Below are 22,989 nucleotides of genomic sequence, written 5' to 3' on the forward strand. Positions count from 1 at the left end.
ATCGGCGAGGGCTACGTGCAGCCCCAAGGATCCTGAGGGGGCGAACTGATGTCTATGTCTGGGCATCAAACCCGTGGCGCTCGCTTCTATCGAATTGCACCTGATCGGCACCAACGGGGTGGTCGGTTTCACAGTTAGCGCAGGTGACCTGACCGGCTGGTCTTGGACCGGGCTGATTGAGAGGATCAGCCTGGACCAGAGGAGTTGGGGATGAAGCGAGGACAGAGGCCGAGCGCGGAACAGGTCGTGCTGATGCTGCGCCAGATCGAGGTGCAGACGGCACAAGGCAAAAGCATCGCAGTCGCCTGCAAAGAAGCGGACGTCTCCGAGCAGAGCTACTACCGCTGGCGTAAGGAGTACGGCGGCCTGAAGGTTGATCAGGCTAAGAAGATGAAAGATCTGGAGCGCGAGAACGCTCGGCTTCGTCGGCTTGTGGCTGATCTATCGTTAGAGAAGCAGGTCCTGGCGGACGTCGCCTCGGGAAACTTGTAGCCCCCGAGCGACGCCGGCAGGCGGTCGACGGCATTCGGGAGAAGTACGGCCTCTCGGAACGTCACGCCTGCCGGATCGTCGGCCAGCACCGCGGCACGCAGCGCACCGTGTCCACCGTGCCGGCCGACGAGGATGGGCTGACCCGAGCCATCGTTGCCTTGGCCTCCGAGTATGGGCGCTATGGCTACCGACGCGTCACCGCGCTGCTGCAGACAGACGGCTGGCGGGTGGGCAAGGACCGGGTTCAGCGGATCTGGCGTCGCGAGGGGCTGAAGGTCCCCAGCCGACATAAACCCCGCAGCCGCCTATGGCTGAACGACGGCTCGTGCGTGCGGCTGCGGCCACTCCACCGCAACTACGTCTGGAGCTTCGACTTCGTGCTGGCCCAGACGCACGACGGCCGGAGCCTGCGCATCCTGACGCTGATCGATGAGCACAGCCGGGCGTGCCTCGCCTTGAAGGTGGCGCGGCGCATCAACAGCCTGGGTGTGATCGAGGCCCTAGCAGAGGCGATGTGCCTGCACGGCATCCCGGAGAACATCCGCTGCGACAACGGTCCTGAGATGATCTCGAAGGCGCTGCGCAAGTGGGTCACTAAGGCCGGCTCGCAGATCCAGTACATCGCACCCGGCTCGCCGTGGGAGAACGGGTACTGTGAGAGCTTCAACGGCAAGCTGCGCGACGAGTGCCTGAGGCAGGAGATCTTCTACTCACTCAAGGAGGCACAGATCGTGATCGGCCTCTGGCAGAACACGTATAACCGCGTCCGGCCGCATTCGTCGCTGGGCTACCGACCACCCGCGCCTGTCAGCTTCCCGGATCTGGCCTTCCGGCTACCCATGGGCGCAACCATGCAGTAACCTCGCAACTGGCCCGGTCCAAAATACCGGTCAGGTCACGCAATCGAAACATCACCGTCATCGCTCGCCAAAGCTCCTTCGCAGCCAAGTCGAGCGGCGGAACGGCGGCGGATGTCGCGCGACTCCTGGACGTGCGCTACGTGCTTGAGGGCAGCATTCGGCGCGCCGGCGAGCGTATGATCGTCAACGCGCAGCTCGTGGAGGGCTCCTCGAATAGCCACGTTTGGGCAGAGCGCTACGCCTTTGCGGCGGGCGAGGTCTACGAGGTGCAGGACGAGTTGGTGGCACGGATCGCCGGTACCTTGTTCTCGGGCCTTCAGAGCCACGAGCAGGCTGCGAGCCTGCGTCGCCCACCGGCAAGCCTCGACGTCTACGAGCTCACGCTCCAAGCACTCGCGCACATGCTCCAGTTCAGCCACGCCGGCGTCATGGCGGCGCTGGAGGAGGTCGAGCGGGCTGTTGCCCTGGATGCCACCTATGCGCCGGGGCACATCGCGCGTGGCTTCTGTATTGCGACGGATGCCGGCATGGCGATCTCCGGTGAAGCTGGTCCGGAGCGGCTGGCAGACGCCGTGCAGGCAATCCGTCATGGGCTGGAACTCGACTCTTCGCTACCGATCGGCCACCGCGCCCTGAGCTATGCTCTCCTGGTGACAGGCCGGTGTGAAGAGGCTTTGATTGCTGCCGAACGCGGTGTTGCTCTCAGTCCTGGCGATGCCCTGGCTCTGGCCTTCCTCAGCCTGGCCCAAACCGCGATGGGCCGCTACGCCGCCGCTCTCGCCAGCATCGATCGCGCCATCGGCCTAAGCCCCTTGGCACCCGGCTTCTTCCAGGGCGTGGCCGCAAGCCCCCTCTATGCTCTGGACCGCTTCGATGAGGCGGTCCGGAACGCGACCGAGGCCAGCTTCAGGAGTCCGAGCTACCTTATGGCTTACGTCATGGCAGCCGCCTCGTGGGTCGCTCTGGGACGCAGGGATGAAGCGTCAACGTGGATCTCGGATCTCTTGAAACGGAGCGCAAAGTTCAGCCTCGCTCTTCCGAGGGTGACGAACGCTTACCGGCATGACCCAGGCATGGCGGAACGGTTCAGCCACCATCTCCGCTTAGCCGGGCTACCCGGCTGAGGACCGCGCCGGCTTTGAGATTGCGCCTCGACACGACCGATTGGGACGCCTCGCGAAGCGTCAGCCGGTTTGCGGGTTATCGGACCGGCTTCTGGCTCGAGACCTACCACATGCGGGGGGCATGGAGACTGTCTACGCCGCCATCGGCAAGCCCGTCGGCTTTGCGCTTTCATGCCGAGGGTCCCGGGCCACGGCACGATGATGAGCCGACACCGTCCGTTCGCTCCGGACAGCGAGCCGGACCTGCAAGGCCGGATCGCTGAGTCCACCTCGATACAACCCGCTTGGCTGAAAGTCAGAGGCGTTCAGTCCTTCAGGGAAGATCAGAAAAGCGTCAGGATCCTTTCAGGACGTGCGGTGGATGCCGCCGCTAGTCAGCGGAGCTGACGCGCCATCGCGTTCTCAAGGAGGCTGGCATGAGCAAAGCTTGGCTCGCCCATTACGATCCCGGGGTTCCCGAACATGCGGACGTCGCGCAGTTCACCTCGCTCGTCCAAATGTTCGACGCAACGGTCGCTCGCTTCCGAGATCGCCCTGCCTTCAGCAGCATGGGGCGCAAACTCACCTACGGTGCCCTGGACGAAGCCTCAGCGCGGCTCGCCTATCATCTTCGCTGGGTCCTCAAGTTGCGAGCGGGCGATCGTGTCGCGATCATGCTGCCGAACCTGCTGCAATACCCGATCGCCTTCTTCGGCGTGGTCAGGGCCGGTCTCGTCGTCGTCAACGTGAACCCGCTCTACACCGCGCCCGAGCTGACGCATCAGCTGCGCGACAGCGGTGCGAGGACGATCATCGTGCTCGAAAACTTCTGTGCGACGCTTCAGGAGGCTCTGCGGCTCGTCGAAGTACCGCACGTGATCGTCACAGGCGTCGGCGATGAGCTCGGGCGCGCGAAGGGGATGCTGGCGAACTTTGTCGTGCGTCGGGTCCGACAAATCATCCCGTCCTGGCATATCGATAGCGCGCACCGATGGCGCCGCATCATCTCGACGCGGGCCGCACTTAGGGTGCCCCAGGTCGAAGTCGGAAGCGACGATGCTGCCCTGCTTCAATACACGGGCGGCACGACAGGACTCGCCAAGGGCGCGATCCTGACCCACGGAAACGTGCTGGCGAATGCCCTGATCCTGGGAACGTGGTTCGCAGCCATCGGGACCAGGCGCGGAGAGACGTATCTCGTTGCTCTGCCACTCTACCACGCCCTCGCACTCATTTGCCAAGTCATCCACCGGTTCATCCTCGGTGGCTGCGGCGTGCTGATCGCCAACCCGCGTGATCTGGATGGTCTCGTCGCGGAGATGCAACGGCACCGCTTGCGGAGCATCGCAGGGGTGCCGAGCCTGTATCAGGCGCTGTCGCAGCACCCTGGCATCCGGAAGGTCGATTTCAGCGAGACGGCTGTCTGTTGTTCCGGCGGGGCACCCCTGCCGCCTGCCATTGCCGAAGCCTGGCGGACGGTGACCGGGCTCTCGATTATCGATGGCTACGGGCTGACCGAAGTGGCTGGTGTTGCTGCCATGAACCCGTTGGGACAACGCGTGCCGCGCGGTGGAATCGGCTATCCGGTCTGCTCGACTGAGATCGAGATCCGCCGAGACGATGGCTCGCCTGCGATGCCGGACGAGCCCGGTGAGATCCACATCCGCGGCCCTCAGGTCATGCGCGGCTATTACAAGCAACCGGACGAGACCGCCCGCGTTCTCGACAGCCGCGGCTTCTTGGCGACGGGCGATATCGCGGCGATGAGCGCAGATGGGTATCTCACGCTCGTGGACCGGAAGAAGGACATGGCGATCGTCAGCGGGTTCAATGTCTACCCGCGCGAAGTCGACGATGTCCTACTGCGCCACCCGGGCATCCGGGAAGCGGCAGCGGTCGCAGTGCCGGACGCTCGCTCGGGCGAGGCGATCGTCGCCTGCGTGGTGCGGGGCGATCCCGAACTCACGGAAGCCGCTGTGATCGCGCACGCCCGGACCTCGTTGACAGCATACAAGGTGCCGCGCCGCGTGATTTTTCTCGACGCGCTCCCAAAGACGCCGGTCGGCAAAGTCTTGCGCCGCGTTCTTCGCGAGCGCGTCCTGCAACTCGGTAGCCACCCGCAGCCATAGGCGCCGAGCGGGCCCTGTCATAACGTTCACTCTCGGCGCTCATCTTGAGGTGCAGCGGGGTGGGTTGGTGACCGTCAACAACGTCCGCTCTGCCTCGCCCGTGAAGTGCCTAACTCGGGACGACGTTCGGCCAGAGATGCCGAGGCGGGAGGCGTCGAAGGCGATCATCGATTCGACGCCCGATCGGCAAGCTCGGGCGCGTGTTCCCAACGGGCGCTGGTGGCGTCGAGACCGACGGGATGTGGATATGCGCTTCGGCGGGCGGGATCGCCGCCGGGGCGTTCGGGCTGCGTGCCCCGATAGGACCCGCGCATGCAACCGGTCGAAACGCGCGACGGCGAGGTTCCCAGTCACACGGCCGACGGGGTTCCGCGCGGAAGCCTCACACGGCCTGGCCCAGGATCCCGAGGATCTCCCGGCGCAGCGCGACCAGGGCCGGATCGTCCCGGTGGCGCGGATAGGGCTGGTCCACCCGGATCTCGGCACGGAATGCGGCAGGGCGTGGGGACAGGACGATCACCCGCTGGGCCAGGACGAGCGCTTCCTCCACGTCATGCGTGACCAGAAGAGCCGTGAAGCGCTGCTCCTGCCAGAGCCGGAGCAGCTCCGCCTGCATGGCGAGGCGGGTCAGCGCGTCGAGCTTGCCCAGCGGCTCGTCGAGGAGCAACAGGCGCGGCTCGTTCACCAGCGCGCGGGCGAGAGCCGCCCGCTGCGCCATGCCGCCCGAGAGCTGGTGCGGATAGACATCGGCGAAGCCTTCGAGCCCGACCAGGCGCAGGGCCGCATCGGTCCGGGCCGCCCGCTCGCGGGCGATGCCCCGCGCCTCAAGGCCGAGGCGCACGTTCCCGCGCAAGGTGCGCCACGGGTAGAGCGTCGGATCCTGGAACACGAGGAGCCGGGCCGGGTCCGGACCGGTCACCGAGACGCCATCGACGGTGATGCGACCCGCATCCGGAGGTTCCAGCCCGGCCACGAAGCGCAGCAGGGTGGACTTGCCGCAGCCCGAGGCGCCGAGCAGGGCCACGAATTCGCCGGGCTGCACGTCGAGGTCGATCCGGTCGAGCACCGGGAGCGCGGCCCCGCGGATCGAGAAGGCGTGACTGACCGCCTCGATCGTCAGGCGGCTGCCGCCCGCGTCGCGCTTCGGCTGTGCGCCCGGCCGCTCCAGGATCGCCGCTACCATTGCACCAGCCCCTTCTGCCACGACAGCACCCGGTCCCGCAGGCGGAACAGCAGGGTGATCAGTCCGGAGCACATCAGCGCCATCACGATCAGCGCGGCATCCATGTTGGCGTAGGCGGCCCAGCCCTGGGCCCATTGCAGGTACCAGCCGAGACCGGACTTCACGCCGAGCATCTCGGCCACGACCAGCACCGCGAAGGACGAGCCCAGGCCCATGAACAGGCCCACGAAGACATGCGGCAGAGCCGCCGGTATCGCGACCCGCAGGATCAGGAAGAACCGGGAGGCGCCGAGGGTCCGGGCGACGTCGAGATACGCCTTGTTCACGCCGGCGACGCCCGACCATGTGAGCACGGTGACCGGGAAGCCTGACGCGAGGGCAATCAGGAAGGTGCTCGCCGACCATGAGGACGGGAAGACGAAGAACGCCATCGGCAGCCAGGCCGTCGCCGGCAGCGGTCCGAGGAAGCGCAGGATCGGATGGGCCCAGTATCCGACCGCCTTCGACCAGCCGACCGCGACGCCGAGGGTGAAGCCCACGGCCGCCCCGATCAGATAGCCACCCGCGAGCAGCTCCAGCGAGGCCAGGGTGCTGCCACCGAGCTTCGGCCAGTCCTCGAGGAACACCTCCAGGATCGCCTGGGGCGGCGGGAAGAACGGCATCGGCAGGAGATCGAACTTCGCCGTGACCAGCTCCCAGGTGAGGAACGCCACGCCCGATGCGGTGAGCCAGGGCGTCCAGTAGACGAGGCGGAGGCCGGGGCCGCCGAGGCGGCCGTCGATGGCGGCGAGTACCGGCAGCGCCACGCCGATGCCCAGCGCGACGGCGGCGAACCGTTCCGTCTCAGGGAAGTCGCCCGCCTCCGGCAGGAGGAAGGTCGCGAGGGCGACCGCCAGCCACGCCGCGCCGGCGCCGAGAGCCCGCAGGGGCGGCACCGGCAGGGCGCGCGCGGTACGGAGCGGGGCGGTGCCCGCGGTGTCGGTCTGGCTCGCCACCGCCGCGTCCTCAGCTCAGCACGTCGGCGTAGACCCGCTCGGCGAATTTCGCCGTGTCGGTGGTGCGCCGGAAGACGTTTACCTGCTTCAGCTCCTCTCCGTAGAGGAGGAGCTGCCGCTTGAGGTCGGTCCCGACGGGTTGCGCGCTGTGGTGCTGGCTGCGCAGCATCGCGGCAAGATCCGCCTCCGAGCCCTTGCCGCCGTAGCTGGAGAAGATGCGGGCCGCGTCCTCCGGATCGGCATGGACCCGGTGCCCGCCTTCGAGGACGGCGCGGGTGAGCGCCGCCGCGACGGCACGGTCGTTCCGGATCAGGCTGCCGCGCACCGCCACGACGCAGCAGGTGCGGTCGGCGAACTCGCCGGACAGGTTGGTCGCGACCTCGGTGAAGCGCGGGTCCTTCAGCCAGATCCAGGTCCGCGGGTCGGAATCGGCGAGCGCCTGGGCTTCGCCCTTCTCGACGGCGAGGTTCAGAAGGTCCGCCGGATATTGCCGCCACACGACGCCGGTCTCGGGATCGATGCCGGCCTTCGCCAGCAGCAGGCCGAAGAAGTTCTTGGCCGGGCTCGCCTGATCGCTGATGGCGATGGTCTTGCCCTTGAGCGAGGCGACATCGGTGACGCCCGCCGATTTCGCCCCCAAGAGCCGTAGGCAGCCGCCGTGCAGGCCTGCGGTGATCTTCACGTCGAAGCCTTGTTCCAGCGGCTTGAGCCAGCGCAGGGCCATGCCGATGCCGGCATCGGCCTTGCCGGTGGCGATGGCTTCCAGCAGGGCCTCGGTGGACCCGCCGAAATTGACGAATTCCACGTCGAGGCCGTGCTGCGCGAAGATCCCGCGCTCCTTGGCGAGCGGCGCCGCGGCCGTGCAGATCGCGGTGGCGTTCCAGGCGAGCTTGATCGGCTTCAGCGGACCGGGCGCGCCCTCCGCGGCGGCCGGGCGGCACAGGGGACCGGCATCGAACGGCGTGCCCGGGCCCGGCGCCCAGGCGCGGCCGGTACTCGCGGCGAAGCCGAAGGGCAGAGCCGCTGCCGCGGCCCCCGCACGCAGCAGGAATCGTCGCGACGGGTGTGGACCGGACCGCGGGGCCATTTCACGCATGACGCTCTCCGAGGCGCCGCGGCACGCGCGGCGGAGGGTGTGGCGGCGCGCTTCTGCGCCCGACCTTACGGCCGGGATATCAGCGTGCAGCGATCATTTGGGGACGGCCGTTCAGCGCGGCCTATGTATCCAATGTTCAATCCCGCCGACGGGAAGTCAATAAAACGCGCTTTTGAAATAACGGCCTTGTTTGGCACGAATCGGGCGCCGACAACCGCGTTGGAAGAACGATCCATTTGCACGCGGTCATGCTCGCAGAGGCGACCGCCACGCATGACGTGCGGGTGATCGTGTGCCTTCGCGCCGAAGGTCTTGTCCGGAACGGGCCGGCGAACCCACCCGCGAGGAAAATCTGTGTATCGATTGACGTGGTGGGTTTAACTTTGCTGGATTTATCAAAAATATAGATCGATCTTCTTTCCAGAGGCCGATTTTTAGTATTGCGGTTCATTGACGATCGCCCGCGCTCGGCGGACGTTTAACGGCGTTCCTTGGGGGCGGCTGGCGTTCCGCCCTGCCCCCCACGCGACCGGATCCCGATGACCATCGCCGTCCCGCCCGCCGCCGTCGCCTGCGCACTCGCCGAGCGTTTCGCCGCCGGAGCGTCGGAATTCGATCGGTCCGGCGCCTTCCCGCACGCCAACATCGCGGCGCTGCGGGCGGCCGGGTTCCTGGGCCTCACGGTACCGCGGCGGCTCGGTGGCGGTGCTGCCAGCCTCGCGTTTTCGGCCGAGGCGGTGGGGCGGATCGGGGCCGGCGAGCCCGCGACCGCCCTGGTCCTGGCGATGACCCTGCTGCACCACGCGGTGATCCACCGGGACGACTCGCCCTGGCCGCGCCTCGTGGCCGACGCGGTCGGCCGGGATGCCGTGACGCGCGGGACGCTCATCAACGCCCTGCGGGTCGAGCCGGAACTCGGCACCCCGGCGCGGGGCGGCCTCCCGGCGACGATCGCGCGACGTGACGGCGCGGCAGGGTGGCGGATCACCGGCCGGAAAATCTACGCCACCGGCGCGCCGGCTCTCGGCTACGGCGTCGTCTTCGCCCGCACCGACGAAGCCGAGCCACGGATCGGCAACCTGCTGGTGCCGTTCGACGCCCCCGGCATCCGCATCGTCGAGACCTGGGACCATCTGGGGCTGCGCGCCTCGGCCAGCCACGACGTGGTGTTCGACGACGTCCCCGTGTCGGGCGACCACGCAGTGGACCTGCGGCCGCCCGAGGCGTGGCGGAAGCCCGATTCGTGGCAGCAGGCCTGGAGCTGTACCCTGATCGCGGCCCTGTACGACGGCGTCGCGCGGGCGGCGCAAACCTGGTTCATCGGATTTCTGCGGGCGCGCGTCCCGGGTAGCCTCGGGGCGCCCCTGGCGAGCCTGCCGCGCTTCCACGACGCCGTCGGCGAGAGCGAGCGTCTGCTCGCCGTCAACGCCCGGCTCCTCGCGGGCCTCGCCGCCGAGACCGATGGCGGCCGTCCGCCGCCGCCGCAGGATTCGGGCTTCGTGAAGCTCACCGTCACCGAGAACGCGATCGCGGTCGTGCAACGCGCGGCCGAGCTCTGCGGCAATGCTGGCCTGACGCGGCGCAACCCGCTTGAGCGGCACCTGCGCGACGTCCTCTGCGCCCGGATCCACTGGCCCCAGGGCGATGCGGTGCGCGCCGCGGCCGGCCGTGCCGCGCTCGGCGCCTGATTCGAACCAACATCGTACCGGAGCCCGTCATGAGCCCGCTGCCCCCCGACGCGATCGAGTTCGTCGGCTACGTCGCCCCACGCCACGTCTCGGAGATCCACCCGGCCTCCGGCCCGGTGATCGATCGGGATTACCTGCGCCTGCTCGCCCAGGCCCACGAATGGGGCGGCTTTGGCCGGGTGCTGGTGGCATTTCACTCGACTTCGCCGGATTCGATCCTTCTGGCGGCACACATCGCTGCGGTGACGGAACGGCTCGGGCTGATGATCGCCCACCGCCCCGGCTTCACGGCGCCCACCGTCGCGGCGCGCCAGCTCGCGACCCTCGACCATCTCACCGGCGGCCGCGTCGCGGTCCACGTGATCACGGGCGGCGACGACCGCGAACTCGCGCAGGACGGCGACCATCTCACCAAGGACGAGCGCTACGCCCGGACACGGGAGTTCCTCGACATCGCCCGGCTGAGCTGGGACGCCGCCGGGCCGTTCGACTACACGGGCACCTATTACCGGATCGCGGGCGGTTTCTCCGAGGTGAAGCCGGTCAATCCGGCGGGCATTCCGGTCTATTTCGGCGGCGCTTCGCCGGCGGCGCTCGCGGTGGCGGGTCGGCATGCCGACACCTACGCGCTCTGGGGCGAGACGCAGGAGCAGGTGCGCGACCTGATCGACCGGGTCCGGGCGGCTGCCGCGCCGCACGGCCGATCGCCCCGCTTCAGCCTGTCCTTCCGGCCGATCCTTGCCTCGACGGAGGAGCAGGCCTGGGCGCGGGCCGAGTCGATCCTGGCCCGGACCCGGGCGGTCCGGGCGGCGCGAGGCCTCGGCCCGGCCGCCACGCCGCAGAACGAGGGATCGCGGCGCCTGCTTGCGGCCGCGGCGCAAGGGTCGTGCCTCGACAGGCGCCTCTACACGGCGATCGCCGTTGAGACCGGCGCGGCGGGCAATTCCACGGCTCTGGTCGGCACCTCCGAGCAGGTCGCCGAAGCGCTGCTCGACTATCATGATCTCGGCGTCCGCACTTTCCTGATCCGCGGCTTCGATCCGCTGGAGGACGCGATCCAGTACGGGCGCGAGCTGCTCCCGGCATTCCGGGATCTGCTCGCCCGGCGCGGCCGCGCCGCGGAGGCCGCGTGATGCGCCGGCTGCTCGCCCTCGCGTTCCTGACGCTTCTTGCCGCCCTCCCAGCCCGGGCCGAGGACGTGCTGCGGGTCGGTGACCAGCGCGGCAATGCCCGCGCCCTGATGGAGGCGGCCGGTGTCCTCGAGGGCCTGCCCTATCGCCTCGAATGGAGCGAGTTTCCCGCCGCCGCCCCGCTCCTGGAGGCGCTGAACGCCGGGGCCATCGACGCGGGCGGCGTCGGCGACGCACCCTTCACCTTCGCGGCCGCCGCGGGCGTGCCGGTGAAGGCCTTCCTGGCCTTCCGCAACCGGCAGGACGGCCTCGCGATCCTGGTGCGGCCGGATTCGCCGATCCGCGCCGTGGCGGATCTGAAGGGTCGGCGCATCGCGACAAACCGGGGTTCCATCGGCCATCAGGTCGTGCTGGCCGCCCTCGAAGAGGCCGGGCTGCCCGCCGACAGCGTCATCTTCAGCTTCCTGCCGCCGGCGGACGCGAAGCTCGCCCTGGCCTCCGGCGCCGTCGACGCGTGGTCGACCTGGGAGCCCTACACCTCGGCGGCCGAGCTTGCCGGGCTGGTGCGGGTGGTGCGCGACGGTAACGGCATCACCCCCGGCCTCAGCTACGCCGTCGCCAGCGAGGTCGCGCTGAAGGCCAAGCGCGCCCTGCTGGCCGATTACGCGGCCCGCCTCGCCCGGGCTCGCGCCTGGGCGCTGCGCGATCCCGCCCCGTATGCCGCCGTCTGGTCGAAGCTCATCGGCCTGCCGGAGGCGGTCCCGCTGCGCTGGTTCGGCCGGGCGCAGTACCGCACCGTGCCCATCGACGCGGACGTGATCGCGGGCGAGCAGCGGATCATCGATCTCTACGTCCGCGCCGGACTGATCCCGCAGGCGCGGGCGCCCCGGGCGGAGGCGATCCTCGATCCCGCATTTTCCGAAGCGCTGATCGCCGTGCGATGATGGCGGCGGAGGACCCGACATGCACGACAGCGGCGACGAGCACAGCCACGCCCACAGCCACGCCCACGAGCCGGCGACGGCGGAGCACCACCACGGCAGTGCCGAGCGGTGGAAGCACGACGGCGTTCGGGTGATTCCCGGCGACCGGCTGGATTCCAACACGGCGCAGACGCCAGGCATGTTCCGGCAGGCGGCGATCAACGCCGCCCGGGTCGGCGCGCAGAAGATCTGGGCCGGCACGGTGGCGATCCAGCCCGACGCCAAGACCGGCGTCCACCATCACGGCGCGCTCGAGAGCGTGATCTACGTGGTCTCGGGCCGCGCCCGCATGCGCTGGGGCGACAGCCTCGAATACGTCGCCGAGGCCGGCCCGGGCGACTTCATCTTCGTGCCCCCCTTCGTGCCGCACCAGGAGATCAACGCCTCGACCGACGAGCCCCTGCACTGCGTGCTGGTGCGCTCCGACAACGAGGCGGTGGTGGTCAACCTGCCCGACGTCCAGGCGGCCGAGCGGCCCGAGACGGTGTACTGGGTCGACCCCATCCACAAGCATCCGTGAGACGCCGGAGGCCACCCCGATGAGCCGGGACCGTCAGCTGCATCTCGGCGCGTTCATGCGCCCGGTCGGGATCCACACGGCGTGGTGGCGCTATCCGGGCGGCTACCCGGACGCCAATTTCAACTTCGCGCATCTGGCGCAGTTCGCGCGGCGGCTCGAGGCGGCAAAATTCGACGCGTTCTTCATGGCCGACCATCTGGCGGTGATGAACATGCCGATGGCGGCGCTGCGCCGTTCGGCCACCGTGACGTCGTTCGATCCCCTGACCCTGCTGCCGGCGCTCGCCGTGCTGACCGAGCGGATCGGGCTGATCGCGACCGCCTCGACCACCTACAACGAGCCCTACCACGTCGCCCGCAAGTTCGCGTCCCTCGACCACATCTCGAACGGGCGGGCCGGCTGGAATCTCGTCACCTCCGGCAACCCGGACGAGGCACTGAATTTCGGCCGCGACGCGCATGTCGATCACGCCACGCGCTATGCCCGGGCCCGCGAGTTCTTCAACGTGGTTACCGGGCTGTGGGATTCCTTCGCCGACGACGCCTTCCCGATGGACCTGGAGAGCGGCCTGTTCGTCGATCCGGCGAAGATCCACGTCCTCGACCACCGGGGCGAATTCCTGAAGGTTAAGGGCCCGCTCAACATCGCCCGCCCGGTCCAGGGCTGGCCGGTGATCGTGCAGGCCGGCGCCTCGGAGGCGGGCAAGCAGATCGCGGCCGAGACCGCCGAGATGGTGTTCGGCTCCGGCTCGACCCTGGAGGCGGCCCAGGCCTTCTACGCGGACGTGAAGGGCCGGATGCCGGCCGCCGGACGCGATCCGGACAATCTGAAGATCCTGCCCGGCTGCTTCGTGGTGCTGGGCGAGACCGAGGCGGAGGCGCAGGCCAAGAAGGCGCGCCTCGACGATCTCGTCCATCCCGACAGCGGGTTGGCCAACCTGTCGGTGCGCCTCGGCGTCGATGCCACGGGCTTCGACCTCGACGCGCCGCTGCCCGACCTGCCCGAGACCAACGCCAGCAAGAGCGGACAGGCGCAGATCGTCGATTACGCCCGCCGCACCGGTGCGACCGTGCGGGAGCTCGCCCGCAAGGTCGGCGGCTACGGCGGTCTGCAGATGGTCGGGACTCCGGCGCAGGTCGCCGACCGCATGGAGGAGTGGCTCGAGACCCGCGCCTGCGACGGCTTCAACGTGATGTTCCCCTACGTGCCGGAGGGGCTCGACGACGTGGTCGACCGCCTGGTGCCCGAGCTGCAACGCCGCGGCCTGTTCCGCACCGCCTATTCGGGCACCACCCTGCGCGATCATCTCGGCCTGAAGCGGCCCGCGAACCGCTACTTCGCCGGTTGAGGCTTGTTCTGTCGGCCGGCGGGGAAGAGGCCGGCCGCGTCGGACTCAGCGCCCCTGCGCGTCGCGCAGGACCGCCCGCACCTGACCGGCGGCGATGGCGAGCGCCGTCTCCTGCGGGGCGCCATCCGACTCGTCCTGCGCCAGAGAGCCGAGCCTGTAGGCGATTCGGTGCTCGACGGCCTGCAGCAACTCGCGCGCCGGTTCCGCCTCGATGCGAAGCAGCGTCTGCGCGAGATCAAGATAGGCACTCCGGAGGAGGCTGAAGGCAAAGCGTGTCGCGGCTTCATCCGCGATCGGTGTCATATCGGTCATGGCGTGTTCCTGACTAAAACACGCTCCCCAGAACGCCGGTTCTATATATCGCGATTTTAAGATTGTAAATCTACCTGATGTTAAGTGTTCGCGGGATGCAATCGGTTGCGGAAATTATAACCTATGATGGCGCTGCTGCGCTTCCGGAATCCACACGTTCAGGCAGCGTCCAGCCGGCGCCGGCACAGCGTCCGACACGCGCGTTCTCCTGCTCCCGCATTCCGGGCGTCATCAGGCTTTCGAGACGGCAGAAGCGTCGAATCCGGCCTCTCCTCAGTCGGAGCAGGACCAGATCGGTCGCGGCAGACGACGCGCGGAGATGAGCCTGCCAGAATGCCGCCGCCGTGGAGCAGGACGATGCGCGAGGCGGCGCAATTTTTCTGATCGTTCAGCGAAGAGTTTTTCAGCAGCACACCCATGCACTTTTGGGATACTGTCGGAACAACGGCACCGCCATCGTGCGATGCCGCAAATATTGATGCGCTGCAATAACGCGATCATACGAAAACAAGCCGGGCGCACTCGGCCGATGACAGTCTCGGAGACGACCGGCTTTGCGCCAGGTCGCCGGTCCGGACCCCAGGGAGGATCACGGGCTCCATGAGGAAGAACAAGGTCATCTCGGCGGACGAGGCCATCGCGCTGATCCGCGAGAACGACGTCGTGACCACCACGGGGTTCGTCCAGAGCTGCATCCCGGAGGCGCTGCACGCGGCTCTGGAGAGGCGCTACGTCGAGACCGGCTCGCCGCGCGGGCTGACCCTGATCATGACCGCGGGCGCGGGCGACAGCAAAGGCCTCGGCACCGGACGGCTGCACCATGACGGCCTGCTCGCGCGGGTGATCGCGGCGAATTTCGGCCGCATGCCCAAAGTCGCCAAAGCGGCCCAGGACAACCTGATCCGCGGCTATAACCTACCCCAAGGTGTGATCTCGCAGCTCTACCGGGCCTGCGCCGCGGGCCAGCCGGGCCTGTTCTCGAAGGTCGGCCTGAAGACCTATGTCGATCCGCGTCACGGCGGCGCCAAGGTCAATGAGCTGACCACCGAGGACATCGTCAAGCTCGTGGAGGTCGATGGCGAGGAATGGCTGTTCTACACGGCCACCAAGATCGACGTCGCCTTCATCCGCGCCACCTCGGCCGATCCGTCGGGTAATTTGTCCTACGAGAAGGAGGCCCTCACCCTCGACTGCCTCGCCCAGGCCATGGCGGCCCGCAACAACGGCGGCATCGTCGTCGCGCAGGTCGAGCGCATCGTCGATGACGGATACCTCCTGCCGAAGGACGTGCGCGTCCCCGGCATTCTCGTCGATTGCGTCGTCGTCGCAGAACCCGAGATGCACCGGATGAACTACGGCGTGGTGCACGACGCCGCGCTCGCCGGCGAGATTCGCGTGCCGGTCACCGGGATCAAGCGCATGGCGCTCAACGAGCGCAAGATCATTGCCCGGCGCGCCGCCTTCGAGTTGCCGCCGAACGGCGTGGTCAATCTCGGCGTCGGGGCTCCGGAAGGCATCTCGTCGGTCGCCAACGAGGAGAAGATCACTCCCTACATCACGCTCACCACTGAGGCGGGCGCGGTTGGCGGCGTGCTGGCCTCCGGCTCGAGCTTCGGCGCGGCCACGAACGCCGATTGCATCATCGACCAGAACCAGATGTTCGACTTCTACGATGGCGGCGGCCTCGACATGACCTGCCTCGGCATGGCCGAGTGCGACGAGGCCGGCAACGTCAACACGTCGCGATTCGGCGGCAAGCTGAACGGCTGCGGCGGCTTCATCAACATCTCGCAGAACGCCCGCACCGTGGTGTTCGCCGGAACCTTCACGGCGGGCGGCTTGGAGATCGCGGTCGACGACGGCCAGGTCCGGATCGTGACCGAGGGCAAGGCCCGCAAGTTCGTCGGCAGGGTGCAGCAGAACACCTTCTCGGGGCCCTACGCGGTCGAGCGCTCTCAGCCGGTCCTCTACGTGACCGAGCGCTGCGTCTTCCAGCTCACCCCGGAGGGCCTCGAACTGATCGAGGTCGCGCCCGGCATCGACATCGAGCGCGACATCCTCGCCCACATGGACTTCAGGCCGGTGGTTCGGAACCCGGTGCCGATGGATCCGCGGATCTTCCGCGAAGAGCCGATGGAGCTGATCTCGGACCTGCTCAACCTCGATCTCAAGTCGCGCGTCAGCTACGACGGCGAGCGCAACATCCTCTTCGTCAACCTGGAAGGCTGGTACTGCCGGGTGAAGGGCGACATGGACGAGCTGCGCATGACCATCGTCGAGGCCTGCCGGAAGGCAGGCCAGCGGGTCAACGCCGTGATCAACCACGACGGATTCAGGCTCAACGAGAACTTGGTCGACGACTACGCCGGGATGGTCCAGTACCTGCAGGCGAACTACTACGCGACCACGACCCGCTACGCGACGAGCGCCTTCCTGCGCCTGAAGATGGAGGAGGCTTTGAACAAGCGCGGCGTCGCCCCGCATGTCTTCGAGCGGAAGGAGGAGGCGCAGGCCTTCGTCAGCAGCACCGAGGACAAGAAGGCGCGCAAGCGGATCTCGCCGGCCGTCGCCTCTGCGGCCTGAGACGGCGCTCGGCGGCTGCGCGGTGTGGGCGGGTGCGGCACCGCCCCGTTCTGGTATACGAGCCGGATGCCGTCCGCGTCCCGGGTCCTGCGGGTGAGCGTCGCGAGGAGCTCCGCCCTGTACCTGCACCATCGCGATCTCGTGGCACCGGTCGAGCGAGATGCGGTCTCCGGTGCGGATTGGGCCGCGCAGGTCGCGGCGCTGGCCCACGACGCCCTCATCGGCGAGCTGGAGACCTGGCCGAAGCCGGGGCTCGTCAGCCCGGTCGATTCCGGCAGCCACGACGACATGGATGCCGACACCCTGCGCCGGAGCGCATCGGCGATCCGCCCGTACTTCGCCGAGCTGGTCGAGGCCGGTGGGGGGGCTGCCGCCATGGCGCAGCTCCGGGCGATCGGGATGCGGGCCGAAGCCGCGATGATGCGTGCCACCGCCGGCATCAATGCCCATCGCGGCGCGATCTTCTCGCTGGGCCTGATCTGCGCGGCGGCGGGCGCGATCGGCGAAGCGCCGGAATCGGCCGAAGCCTGCGCCGAAACCGTGCGCCACCGCTGGGGCGACGCGATCGCCGCTGCGCCGGCCTCGCCGGTGAGTCACGGCGGCCGGGCGGCGCGCCGCTACGGCGTCGGCGGGGCGAGTGCCGAGGCGGCGGCCGGATTCCCGACGATCCGCAGCGTCGGCCTGCCGGCCCTGCGCCATGGCCGCAACTGCGCGCCCGGCGATGCCGAGGCCGCCCGGGTCCAGTGCTTCTTCGCGCTCCTGGCGGTTGTCGACGACACCAATCTGTTACACCGCGGCGGGGCGGAAGGGTTGGCCGGCGCCCGGTCGGCGGCCGCCGATTTCGTGGCCGATGGCGGCATCGCGGCGCCCGGCTGGCGCGATCGGGCCGTCGCGATCCACCGAGCCTTCGTCGCGGCGCGCCTCAGCCCAGGCGGCTGTGCCGACCTCCTCGCCGCGACGCTGTTGCTGGACGCGCTCGCGGCATCTCCCGGGCGCGGCGCATAGCTGACTGTGCAAGAATGGACCGTCCGGTCGCATTCAAGCGCGGCCGATCAATCCCCACATCGGATCGGTCCTCCCGCCCCTGCCTCGGCCCGCCCGTGACCTTCTTCCGGATCGCGCTTCTCGCGCTGGTTGCCCTCTTCCTTGTGCCGATCGCCATCTCGGCCACGCTCTACTGGTTGCGCGCGAGCGGCGACTGGCGGCTCGCCGACCGGTCGAGCGCCGGATTGCTGCCGCCGGCGGATCGGCATCCCGGTGCGGTGGTGCGCATCTTCTCCGCCCGGACCGTCAGCTGGCGCGGCATCGTCGCGACGCACAGCTGGATCGTCATCAAGGGCCGCGACGAGCGCAGCTACCGCCGGTTCGACTACACCGCCTGGGGCCAGCCGATCTGGGTCGACCGGTTCGTGCCCGATGGCCGCTGGTTCGGAAACCCGCCCGACGTGGTGTTCGCCGCGGACGGTCCCGAGGCCGAGGCCATGCTGCCGCGGATCCGCAAGGCCGTGGCCGAGTACCGCTTCGCCCGCCCCGGCGACTATGTCGTCTGGCCGGGTCCGAACTCGAACACGTTCGTCGCCGCGATCATGGCGGCGGTCCCCGAGATGCGGGCCACGCTGCCGACCACGGCGATCGGCAAGGACTTCCCCTACGATGGCCGCTGGATCGGCCGGACGCCGTCGGGCACCGGCATCCGGATCAATCTCGGCGGCTATGCCGGCCTGACGCTCGGCTGGGTGGAGGGACTCGAAGTGAACCTGCTCGGGGGCGTCGCGGGGATCGATCTGCGCCGGCCGGGGATCAAGCTGCCGGCCCTGGGACGGTTCGGAATCTGAAGGACTGCGGGCGCGTCGCGAAGCGTCGGCTGTGATCGGCGGCCGGGCGCGGCCCTGTGCGGGCCGCGCCCGAGCGCTCACGGCGCGAGGTCGTGGACAGGATCCTTGACCGGCGTGGCACTGCTATTCAGCACGGTGCTGCCGGTCGAGACCGGCTTCAGCAGCGACCGGTCGATCTGCGGGGGCGTCGGGAGCTGGAGCTGCGCGCTCGTGTCGGCCCATTCCTGCGCGACCCGGTCGGGATCGTCGTTGAGCTTGGTGCCGTAGCTCGGGACGATCTCGCGGATCTTGGCCTGCCATTCCGGCGTGGCGACCTTCCGGGCGAAGACCTTCTCAAGCACCTGCAGCATGATCGGCGCTGCCGTTGACGCGCCGGGGGAGGCTCCGAGCAGCGCCGCGATGCTGCCGTCCTTGGCGTTGACGATCTCGGTCCCGAGCTTCAGCACGCCGCCCTTGTCTGCGTCGCGCTTGATGATCTGCACGCGCTGACCCGCCTGCCAGAGGCGCCATTCCTCCTTCTTGGCCTTCGGGAAGTATTCGCGCAGCGCCGCGATCCGGTCGTCGTCCGACAACATCAGCTGCCCGGCGAGGTACTCGACCAGCGGGAACTCGTCGACGCCGACCTTCATCATCGGCCAGATGTTGCTGGTCGTGGTCGAGCTGAGGAGGTCGAAGTAGGAGCCCTCCTTCAGGAACTTGGTCGAGAAGGTTGCGAAGGGCCCGAACAGGATCACGCGCTTGCCGCCGAGGACCCGTGTGTCGAGATGCGGCACCGACATGGGCGGCGAGCCGACCGACGCCTTGCCGTAGGCCTTGGCGAGGTGGAGCGTGGCGACGTCGGGATTGTCGTTGATCAGGAACGAGCCGCCCACGGGGAAGCCGGCATAATCCTGGCCTTCCGGGATGCCGGATTTCTGCAGCAGGTGCAGGGCGCCGCCGCCGGCACCGATGAACACGAACTTGGCGTCGACCGTCCGGCGCGTGCCGTCCTTGAGGTTCTTGGCGGTCACGCGCCACGAGCCGTCGGCGTTCTTGGTGATGGTCTCGACCTCGGTCGAGAGCCGGAGCTGGAAGCTCGGCTGCTTCTGCAGGTAGGCCACGTACTGCCGGGTCACCTCGCCCCACTCGCAATCGGTGCCGAGCGGCGACCAAGTGGCGGCGACCTTCTGCTTCGGGTCGCGCCCTTCCATCATCAGGGGCACCCACTTGCGGAGCTGCTCCGGATCCTCGGAATACGCCATGCCGGCGAAGAGTGGGCTCGCCTTGAGGGCCTCCCAGCGCTTCCGCAGATAGGCGATGTTGTCGTCGCCCCACACGAAGCTCATGTGCGGCGTGGCGTTGATGAACGAGCGCGGGTCCTTCATCACACCGGTCTTGACCTGATAGGCCAGGAACTGACGGGTGACCTGAAAGGCCTCGTTGATCTCCACCGCCTTGGCGATCTCGACCTGCCCGTTCTTCTTCTCGGGCGTGTAGTTCAGCTCGGCCAAGGCCGAGTGGCCGGTGCCGGCATTGTTCCAGCCGTTGGAGCTCTCCAGAGCCACCTGATCCAGGCGCTCGACCATCTCGATCGACCAGTTCGGCTCCAGCTCGTTCAGCCAGATGCCGAGCGTCGCGCTCATGATGCCGCCGCCGATCAGCAGCACGTCGACCCGGCTGTCGGCGCCCTCGGCCAGGGCCAGGGACCCCGGCAGCGCCGCCGCCGCGAGACCGGCCGCCGCGGTGCCGAGGATCTGCCGCCGGCTCAGGGGCAGCGCCGCCTTCGGCTGCAGGTTGCGCAGGTGCTGGTTCTTATCGTCGGCACGCATGGCCGGATCCCTTGTTTGCGTACCGGGCCTGCTCGGCGAGCAGGTCCGCGTACGGGAAGGCGTTCCAGGGCGGCGAGTCACTGCGCTCACCGCCAAACCTTCAGGATCGTTTCCTCAGGACAGAAGCCGTCGGCCGAGGGCTCTTCGCGGACCCGTTTCGGCAGGCAGCGGCTTTCCGGCGCGCGCGCCGATGCTCGAAGGAGCGCGGCGCGTGGCAGCTTGGCCGGATCGACGGTCTCTCCTCTCAATCCCCGCCAAGACATGGTTCGGCCGGCAGGAGAGCGGCCGTGGGGGTAGAGAAGACGCTGGCCGGTCCGGCTCAGCGGTTCGATGCCGGCCTCATAGAGGATGGGGTCGGAAACGACAATCTCGGCCTGGGTTGCAAAGGGCACGTCCTTGTCAGGCTCGTTCGAATCCCGGACCTGTGCCGACGAAGACATGCGCGCGTCGCGTCGGGTTCTCTGTGGACTATGAGAGACTTGCCCCCGTGAGTGCCGGTGAGGAACACCTGTGCCATCCGCTCGGGGAGTGGACCCGACTCTCACGCCATGTTGCGATGATCGCGCCGGCATCGCGGTCTCTGCGAGCGGAGCGAGGCAGTCCAGCCGGCATGACGACGGCCGATGTCGCGCGAACCTGGGTCGCTTCTCTGCGCTCGTGATGACCTTGGGAGGACGTCACCCCATTGCTCAGGCCTGGAATCGGATCAAAGGCCCGGCGCGATTTGCGACACCCGCCTTGTCATTCCGGGGCGCCGCAGGCGAGCCCGGAATCCAGACCCACACCGCGTGCCTGCAGGGCACCATCGTTGAATCTGGGTTCCGGGTCCTGCTTCGCAGTCCCGGAACGACGGCGTTGTCGTCCGTGGGCGGAGGTCTGTTCCTGCTAAGTCGTGGCTGAGCCGCATGAGCCGAAACGGCTGCACGCCGACCAACTCCAGACGTCCGGTCTGCGATCCCTAAAGTTCGCTACGGCGCGCGCTTGAACCGGATGATGCTGCGCGAGAGGCGGCCCTCATCCCAGTTCGGCATCGCCCGCCAGGGCGTGACGACGTCGGCATAGGGCCCGTCGATCGTGATCGACCGTCTCTGCTCGGTGCCGACCCATTCCGGCGCCCAGGCGGTCTGCACCGCGGTGACCCACTGATCGCCTTCGATACGGTAGCGGCCGATATAGGCGACCAACGTCTTCATCAGCGCTGCGCGATCGGCCTCCGAGGCTGCTGGCTTGCGGTCGCTGCCTTCGAGATTGAACGCGACCCAGCCGTCACGGGTGAAGATAACGCGCCCGCGCGGCGTGCTGCCCATCGCGTCGACGATCTTGCCCGTCTCCTTGTCCTCGACCCGGTAGGAGACGAGTTCCCAGGTCCCGACGATCTGCTCGGCGAGGGAAGGGCCGGCCTGGGGAGACGGCCGGTCGCTCTGATCGGGTGCGCCCAGCGCTGCGGGACCACCCAGCGCGAGGATCAAGAGAAGCGAGGCCCCGAAAGCTCGCGTGACAGATCTCGAGATGCGCATGCCTTCGATCACGACGCTGCAGAGGGGGGCGCGGGATCGCGCAGCGCCGCTATGCCGACAGGCGTTCGCTCATCCAATCACCGCACACGCTTGGCAGCCAGACCGGATCTGCACCCCTGACGGCGCGCTCTCAGTTGCCGTTGCGGGCCATTCGGGTGCGTCCGCCGCCATCCGCAACCGTCGGGAGCGGATCCTGCGTACCCGACACGACGACGAGGCGCTGGACTTCGCCCCGCAGGAAGGCCTGGAGGAAGCGGTCGTAATCGCGAAACGACACGCAGCCATTCGAGTCGCCGCGCGGTCCCAGCATGTAGGTGTGGGCCAGCAGGCCGACACGGCCGTAGACGGCCTCGCTGCCGCCGACCGGCGAGAGCCGGATCGCCCGCACGCCGTGGAACAGTGCCTCGCGCTCGGTCAGGTCGTAGGTGCCCGGCGGGGTCGGGCCGCGCATCCGCACATTGACCAGACGGGGCTCGTCCAGGCCTTCGCCAAGGCCGGAATGCGCCTCCAGGCGCTCGCCGTTCGGCAGGGTCACGGTGCGCGCGGCGATGTTGTAGACTGCGACCCCGGCCGAGGCACTCGGCTCCCGGGACAGGGGGAGCGGCGGCGAGATGCGCCGCTGCGGCACGAGATCTGCCGGCTTGCTCTCCAGCGCCGTGTAGGCCAGGGCGGGGCCTTTCTCGATGCCGAACAGCTTCTCGAGGAACGAGGGCTCGTCGCTCGGCGGCGCGACCGGCTGGGCGGCCGGCTGCTCGCGGCGCGCCATCCGCCGGTCCGCCCTGCGGGCGTAACCGGAGCCTCCCGGAGTTCGGAACTCGGGCGGACGCGGGATCGGAAGAGGAATGATCATCGCCTCGCGTGGCGGCGCGGCGCTCTGGGCGTCCGCCTCGGTAGCGCTATCGGGAGACGGCGGAATTGCAGGCAGTGCGATCTGCGCCCAGGCCCAGCGCGACAGAGAGCCACCGGAGGCATCGCGCCAGGTCTCGACGGCGGGCGCCTCAAGGGGCGGCGCGTCGGCTCTGGCCTCCGCGCGCGGCGACTCGTCCAGCGGTTCGGCGGCTGTGATGGAAGCGGCCGTCTGATTCGGCGATCCGTCGGGCGGCGCTCCGCGACCCAGGTGGCCGCTTCCGACGGCAGCCATCACCAGCGCCCCGGCCAGCACCGCGAGGGGCGCCGCACAGGAGCGGCGGGCGCTCCGGGCTTCAGAACCGTCCAGCGGCACGGAATCGATGGCCATGTGTTGCCCAGGCTCCTCGTCGCGGAGCGGGCGCTCGACCGATCATCGCAACCCCGACGGGCAAATCCCGAGGAATCGCGACGGACCGACCGGCCCCGCTCACCGTGAAACAGCGGGGCCGGGCCGGCTTTTCTGGGGCGGCTCCATGGTCGATCTGGGATCGAGTGGGA

The 22,989-nt window shown here is 68.6% G+C and carries 19 protein-coding genes; 11 read left to right on the top strand and 8 right to left on the bottom strand.

The genetic code is table 11. The features are described 5' to 3' along the window. Nucleotides 1–210: 210 nt before the first annotated feature. The 3 genes from ABIE45_RS25795 (at nt 211) to ABIE45_RS25805 (ending at nt 4,584) form a co-directional block, all read left to right on the top strand. Nucleotides 211–1,352, top strand: a protein-coding gene (locus ABIE45_RS25795; RefSeq protein WP_373622659.1) for an IS3 family transposase whose coding sequence is annotated in 2 segments (ribosomal slippage) — nt 211–478 and nt 478–1,352 — 1,143 coding nt in all. Because the reading frame shifts where the segments join, the coding sequence is not laid out codon by codon here. Nucleotides 1,353–1,483: 131 nt separating this feature from the next. Continuing rightward, nucleotides 1,484–2,476, top strand: coding sequence for a hypothetical protein (locus ABIE45_RS25800; protein WP_192707796.1), 993 nt, complete (start codon nt 1,484–1,486; stop codon nt 2,474–2,476). 416 nt (nt 2,477–2,892) lie between these two features. Beyond that, on the top strand, nt 2,893–4,584 hold the full coding sequence (locus ABIE45_RS25805; protein ID WP_192707795.1) for an AMP-binding protein: 1,692 nt from the start codon (nt 2,893–2,895) through the stop codon (nt 4,582–4,584). 382 nt (nt 4,585–4,966) lie between these two features. Here the strand turns inward: ABIE45_RS25805 and ABIE45_RS25810 are convergent, their stop codons facing one another. The 3 genes from ABIE45_RS25810 to ABIE45_RS25820 are packed head-to-tail and all read right to left on the bottom strand — an operon-like array spanning nt 4,967 to nt 7,858. Further along, the gene (locus tag ABIE45_RS25810; RefSeq protein WP_192707794.1) at nt 4,967–5,767 is read right to left on the bottom strand and encodes an ABC transporter ATP-binding protein; all 801 of its coding nucleotides are present in this window, start codon (nt 5,765–5,767) and stop codon (nt 4,967–4,969) included. Continuing rightward, the gene (locus ABIE45_RS25815) at nt 5,761–6,762 is read right to left on the bottom strand and encodes an ABC transporter permease subunit (protein WP_192707793.1); all 1,002 of its coding nucleotides are present in this window, start codon (nt 6,760–6,762) and stop codon (nt 5,761–5,763) included. Before ABIE45_RS25815 ends, ABIE45_RS25810 begins: the two co-directional genes overlap by 7 nt. 10 nt (nt 6,763–6,772) lie before the next feature. Next, entirely contained in the window at nt 6,773–7,858 is a 1,086-nt protein-coding gene (locus tag ABIE45_RS25820) for an ABC transporter substrate-binding protein (RefSeq protein WP_192707792.1), read from the bottom strand. A gap of 539 nt (nt 7,859–8,397) precedes the next feature. Here ABIE45_RS25820 and ABIE45_RS25825 point away from each other — a divergent pair. From ABIE45_RS25825 to ABIE45_RS25845, 5 genes are read left to right on the top strand one after another with little or no spacing between them, the layout of a single operon-like run. After that, nucleotides 8,398–9,546 carry an acyl-CoA dehydrogenase family protein gene (locus ABIE45_RS25825; RefSeq protein ID WP_192707791.1) on the top strand — a complete coding sequence of 383 codons (1,149 nt, stop codon included), beginning with the start codon at nt 8,398–8,400 and terminating at the stop codon, nt 9,544–9,546. A 29-nt stretch (nt 9,547–9,575) separates the two neighbouring features. After that, the gene (locus ABIE45_RS25830; protein WP_192707790.1) at nt 9,576–10,679 is read left to right on the top strand and encodes an LLM class flavin-dependent oxidoreductase; all 1,104 of its coding nucleotides are present in this window, start codon (nt 9,576–9,578) and stop codon (nt 10,677–10,679) included. Next, the gene (locus ABIE45_RS25835; RefSeq protein WP_192707789.1) at nt 10,679–11,620 is read left to right on the top strand and encodes an ABC transporter substrate-binding protein; all 942 of its coding nucleotides are present in this window, start codon (nt 10,679–10,681) and stop codon (nt 11,618–11,620) included. The genes ABIE45_RS25830 and ABIE45_RS25835 overlap by 1 nt, the downstream gene beginning before the upstream one ends. A 19-nt stretch (nt 11,621–11,639) precedes the next feature. After that, nucleotides 11,640–12,179, top strand: coding sequence for a cupin domain-containing protein (locus ABIE45_RS25840; RefSeq protein WP_192707788.1), 540 nt, complete (start codon nt 11,640–11,642; stop codon nt 12,177–12,179). A 19-nt stretch (nt 12,180–12,198) separates the two neighbouring features. Beyond that, complete coding sequence (locus ABIE45_RS25845) at nt 12,199–13,527, top strand: LLM class flavin-dependent oxidoreductase (protein ID WP_192707787.1); 1,329 nt, start codon at nt 12,199–12,201, stop codon at nt 13,525–13,527. Between the two features lie 45 nt (nt 13,528–13,572). Here ABIE45_RS25845 and ABIE45_RS25850 read toward each other — a convergent pair whose 3' ends face one another. Further along, nucleotides 13,573–13,839, bottom strand: coding sequence for a hypothetical protein (locus ABIE45_RS25850; protein WP_192707786.1), 267 nt, complete (start codon nt 13,837–13,839; stop codon nt 13,573–13,575). Between the two features lie 600 nt (nt 13,840–14,439). Between ABIE45_RS25850 and ABIE45_RS25855 the strand changes: the two genes are divergently transcribed. The 3 genes from ABIE45_RS25855 to ABIE45_RS25865 all read left to right on the top strand — a co-directional run bounded on the left by ABIE45_RS25855 (nt 14,440) and on the right by ABIE45_RS25865 (nt 18,257). Next, nucleotides 14,440–16,422: a CoA-transferase gene (locus ABIE45_RS25855; protein ID WP_192707785.1), complete on the top strand. Its 1,983-nt coding sequence runs from the start codon at nt 14,440–14,442 to the stop codon at nt 16,420–16,422. A 66-nt stretch (nt 16,423–16,488) separates the two neighbouring features. After that, nucleotides 16,489–17,427, top strand: a complete 939-nt coding sequence (gene mdcB / locus ABIE45_RS25860) for a triphosphoribosyl-dephospho-CoA synthase MdcB (RefSeq protein ID WP_192707784.1) — start codon at nt 16,489–16,491, stop codon at nt 17,425–17,427. A 95-nt stretch (nt 17,428–17,522) separates the two neighbouring features. After that, complete coding sequence (locus ABIE45_RS25865; RefSeq protein ID WP_192707783.1) at nt 17,523–18,257, top strand: DUF3750 domain-containing protein; 735 nt, start codon at nt 17,523–17,525, stop codon at nt 18,255–18,257. Between the two features lie 77 nt (nt 18,258–18,334). Here ABIE45_RS25865 and mqo read toward each other — a convergent pair whose 3' ends face one another. From mqo to ABIE45_RS25885, 4 genes are all read right to left on the bottom strand, one after another. Further along, complete coding sequence (gene mqo / locus ABIE45_RS25870; protein WP_209578342.1) at nt 18,335–20,065, bottom strand: malate dehydrogenase (quinone); 1,731 nt, start codon at nt 20,063–20,065, stop codon at nt 18,335–18,337. A gap of 86 nt (nt 20,066–20,151) precedes the next feature. Then, nucleotides 20,152–20,505, bottom strand: coding sequence for a hypothetical protein (locus ABIE45_RS25875; protein WP_192707782.1), 354 nt, complete (start codon nt 20,503–20,505; stop codon nt 20,152–20,154). 528 nt (nt 20,506–21,033) lie between these two features. After that, nucleotides 21,034–21,582, bottom strand: a complete 549-nt coding sequence (locus tag ABIE45_RS25880; RefSeq protein WP_192707781.1) for a lipocalin-like domain-containing protein — start codon at nt 21,580–21,582, stop codon at nt 21,034–21,036. A 130-nt stretch (nt 21,583–21,712) separates the two neighbouring features. Beyond that, complete coding sequence (locus ABIE45_RS25885) at nt 21,713–22,819, bottom strand: tlde1 domain-containing protein (RefSeq protein WP_192707780.1); 1,107 nt, start codon at nt 22,817–22,819, stop codon at nt 21,713–21,715. Nucleotides 22,820–22,989: the final 170 nt, after the last annotated feature.

The organism is Methylobacterium sp. OAE515, assembly GCF_041806315.1.
GTDB lineage: Bacteria > Pseudomonadota > Alphaproteobacteria > Rhizobiales > Beijerinckiaceae > Methylobacterium > Methylobacterium tardum.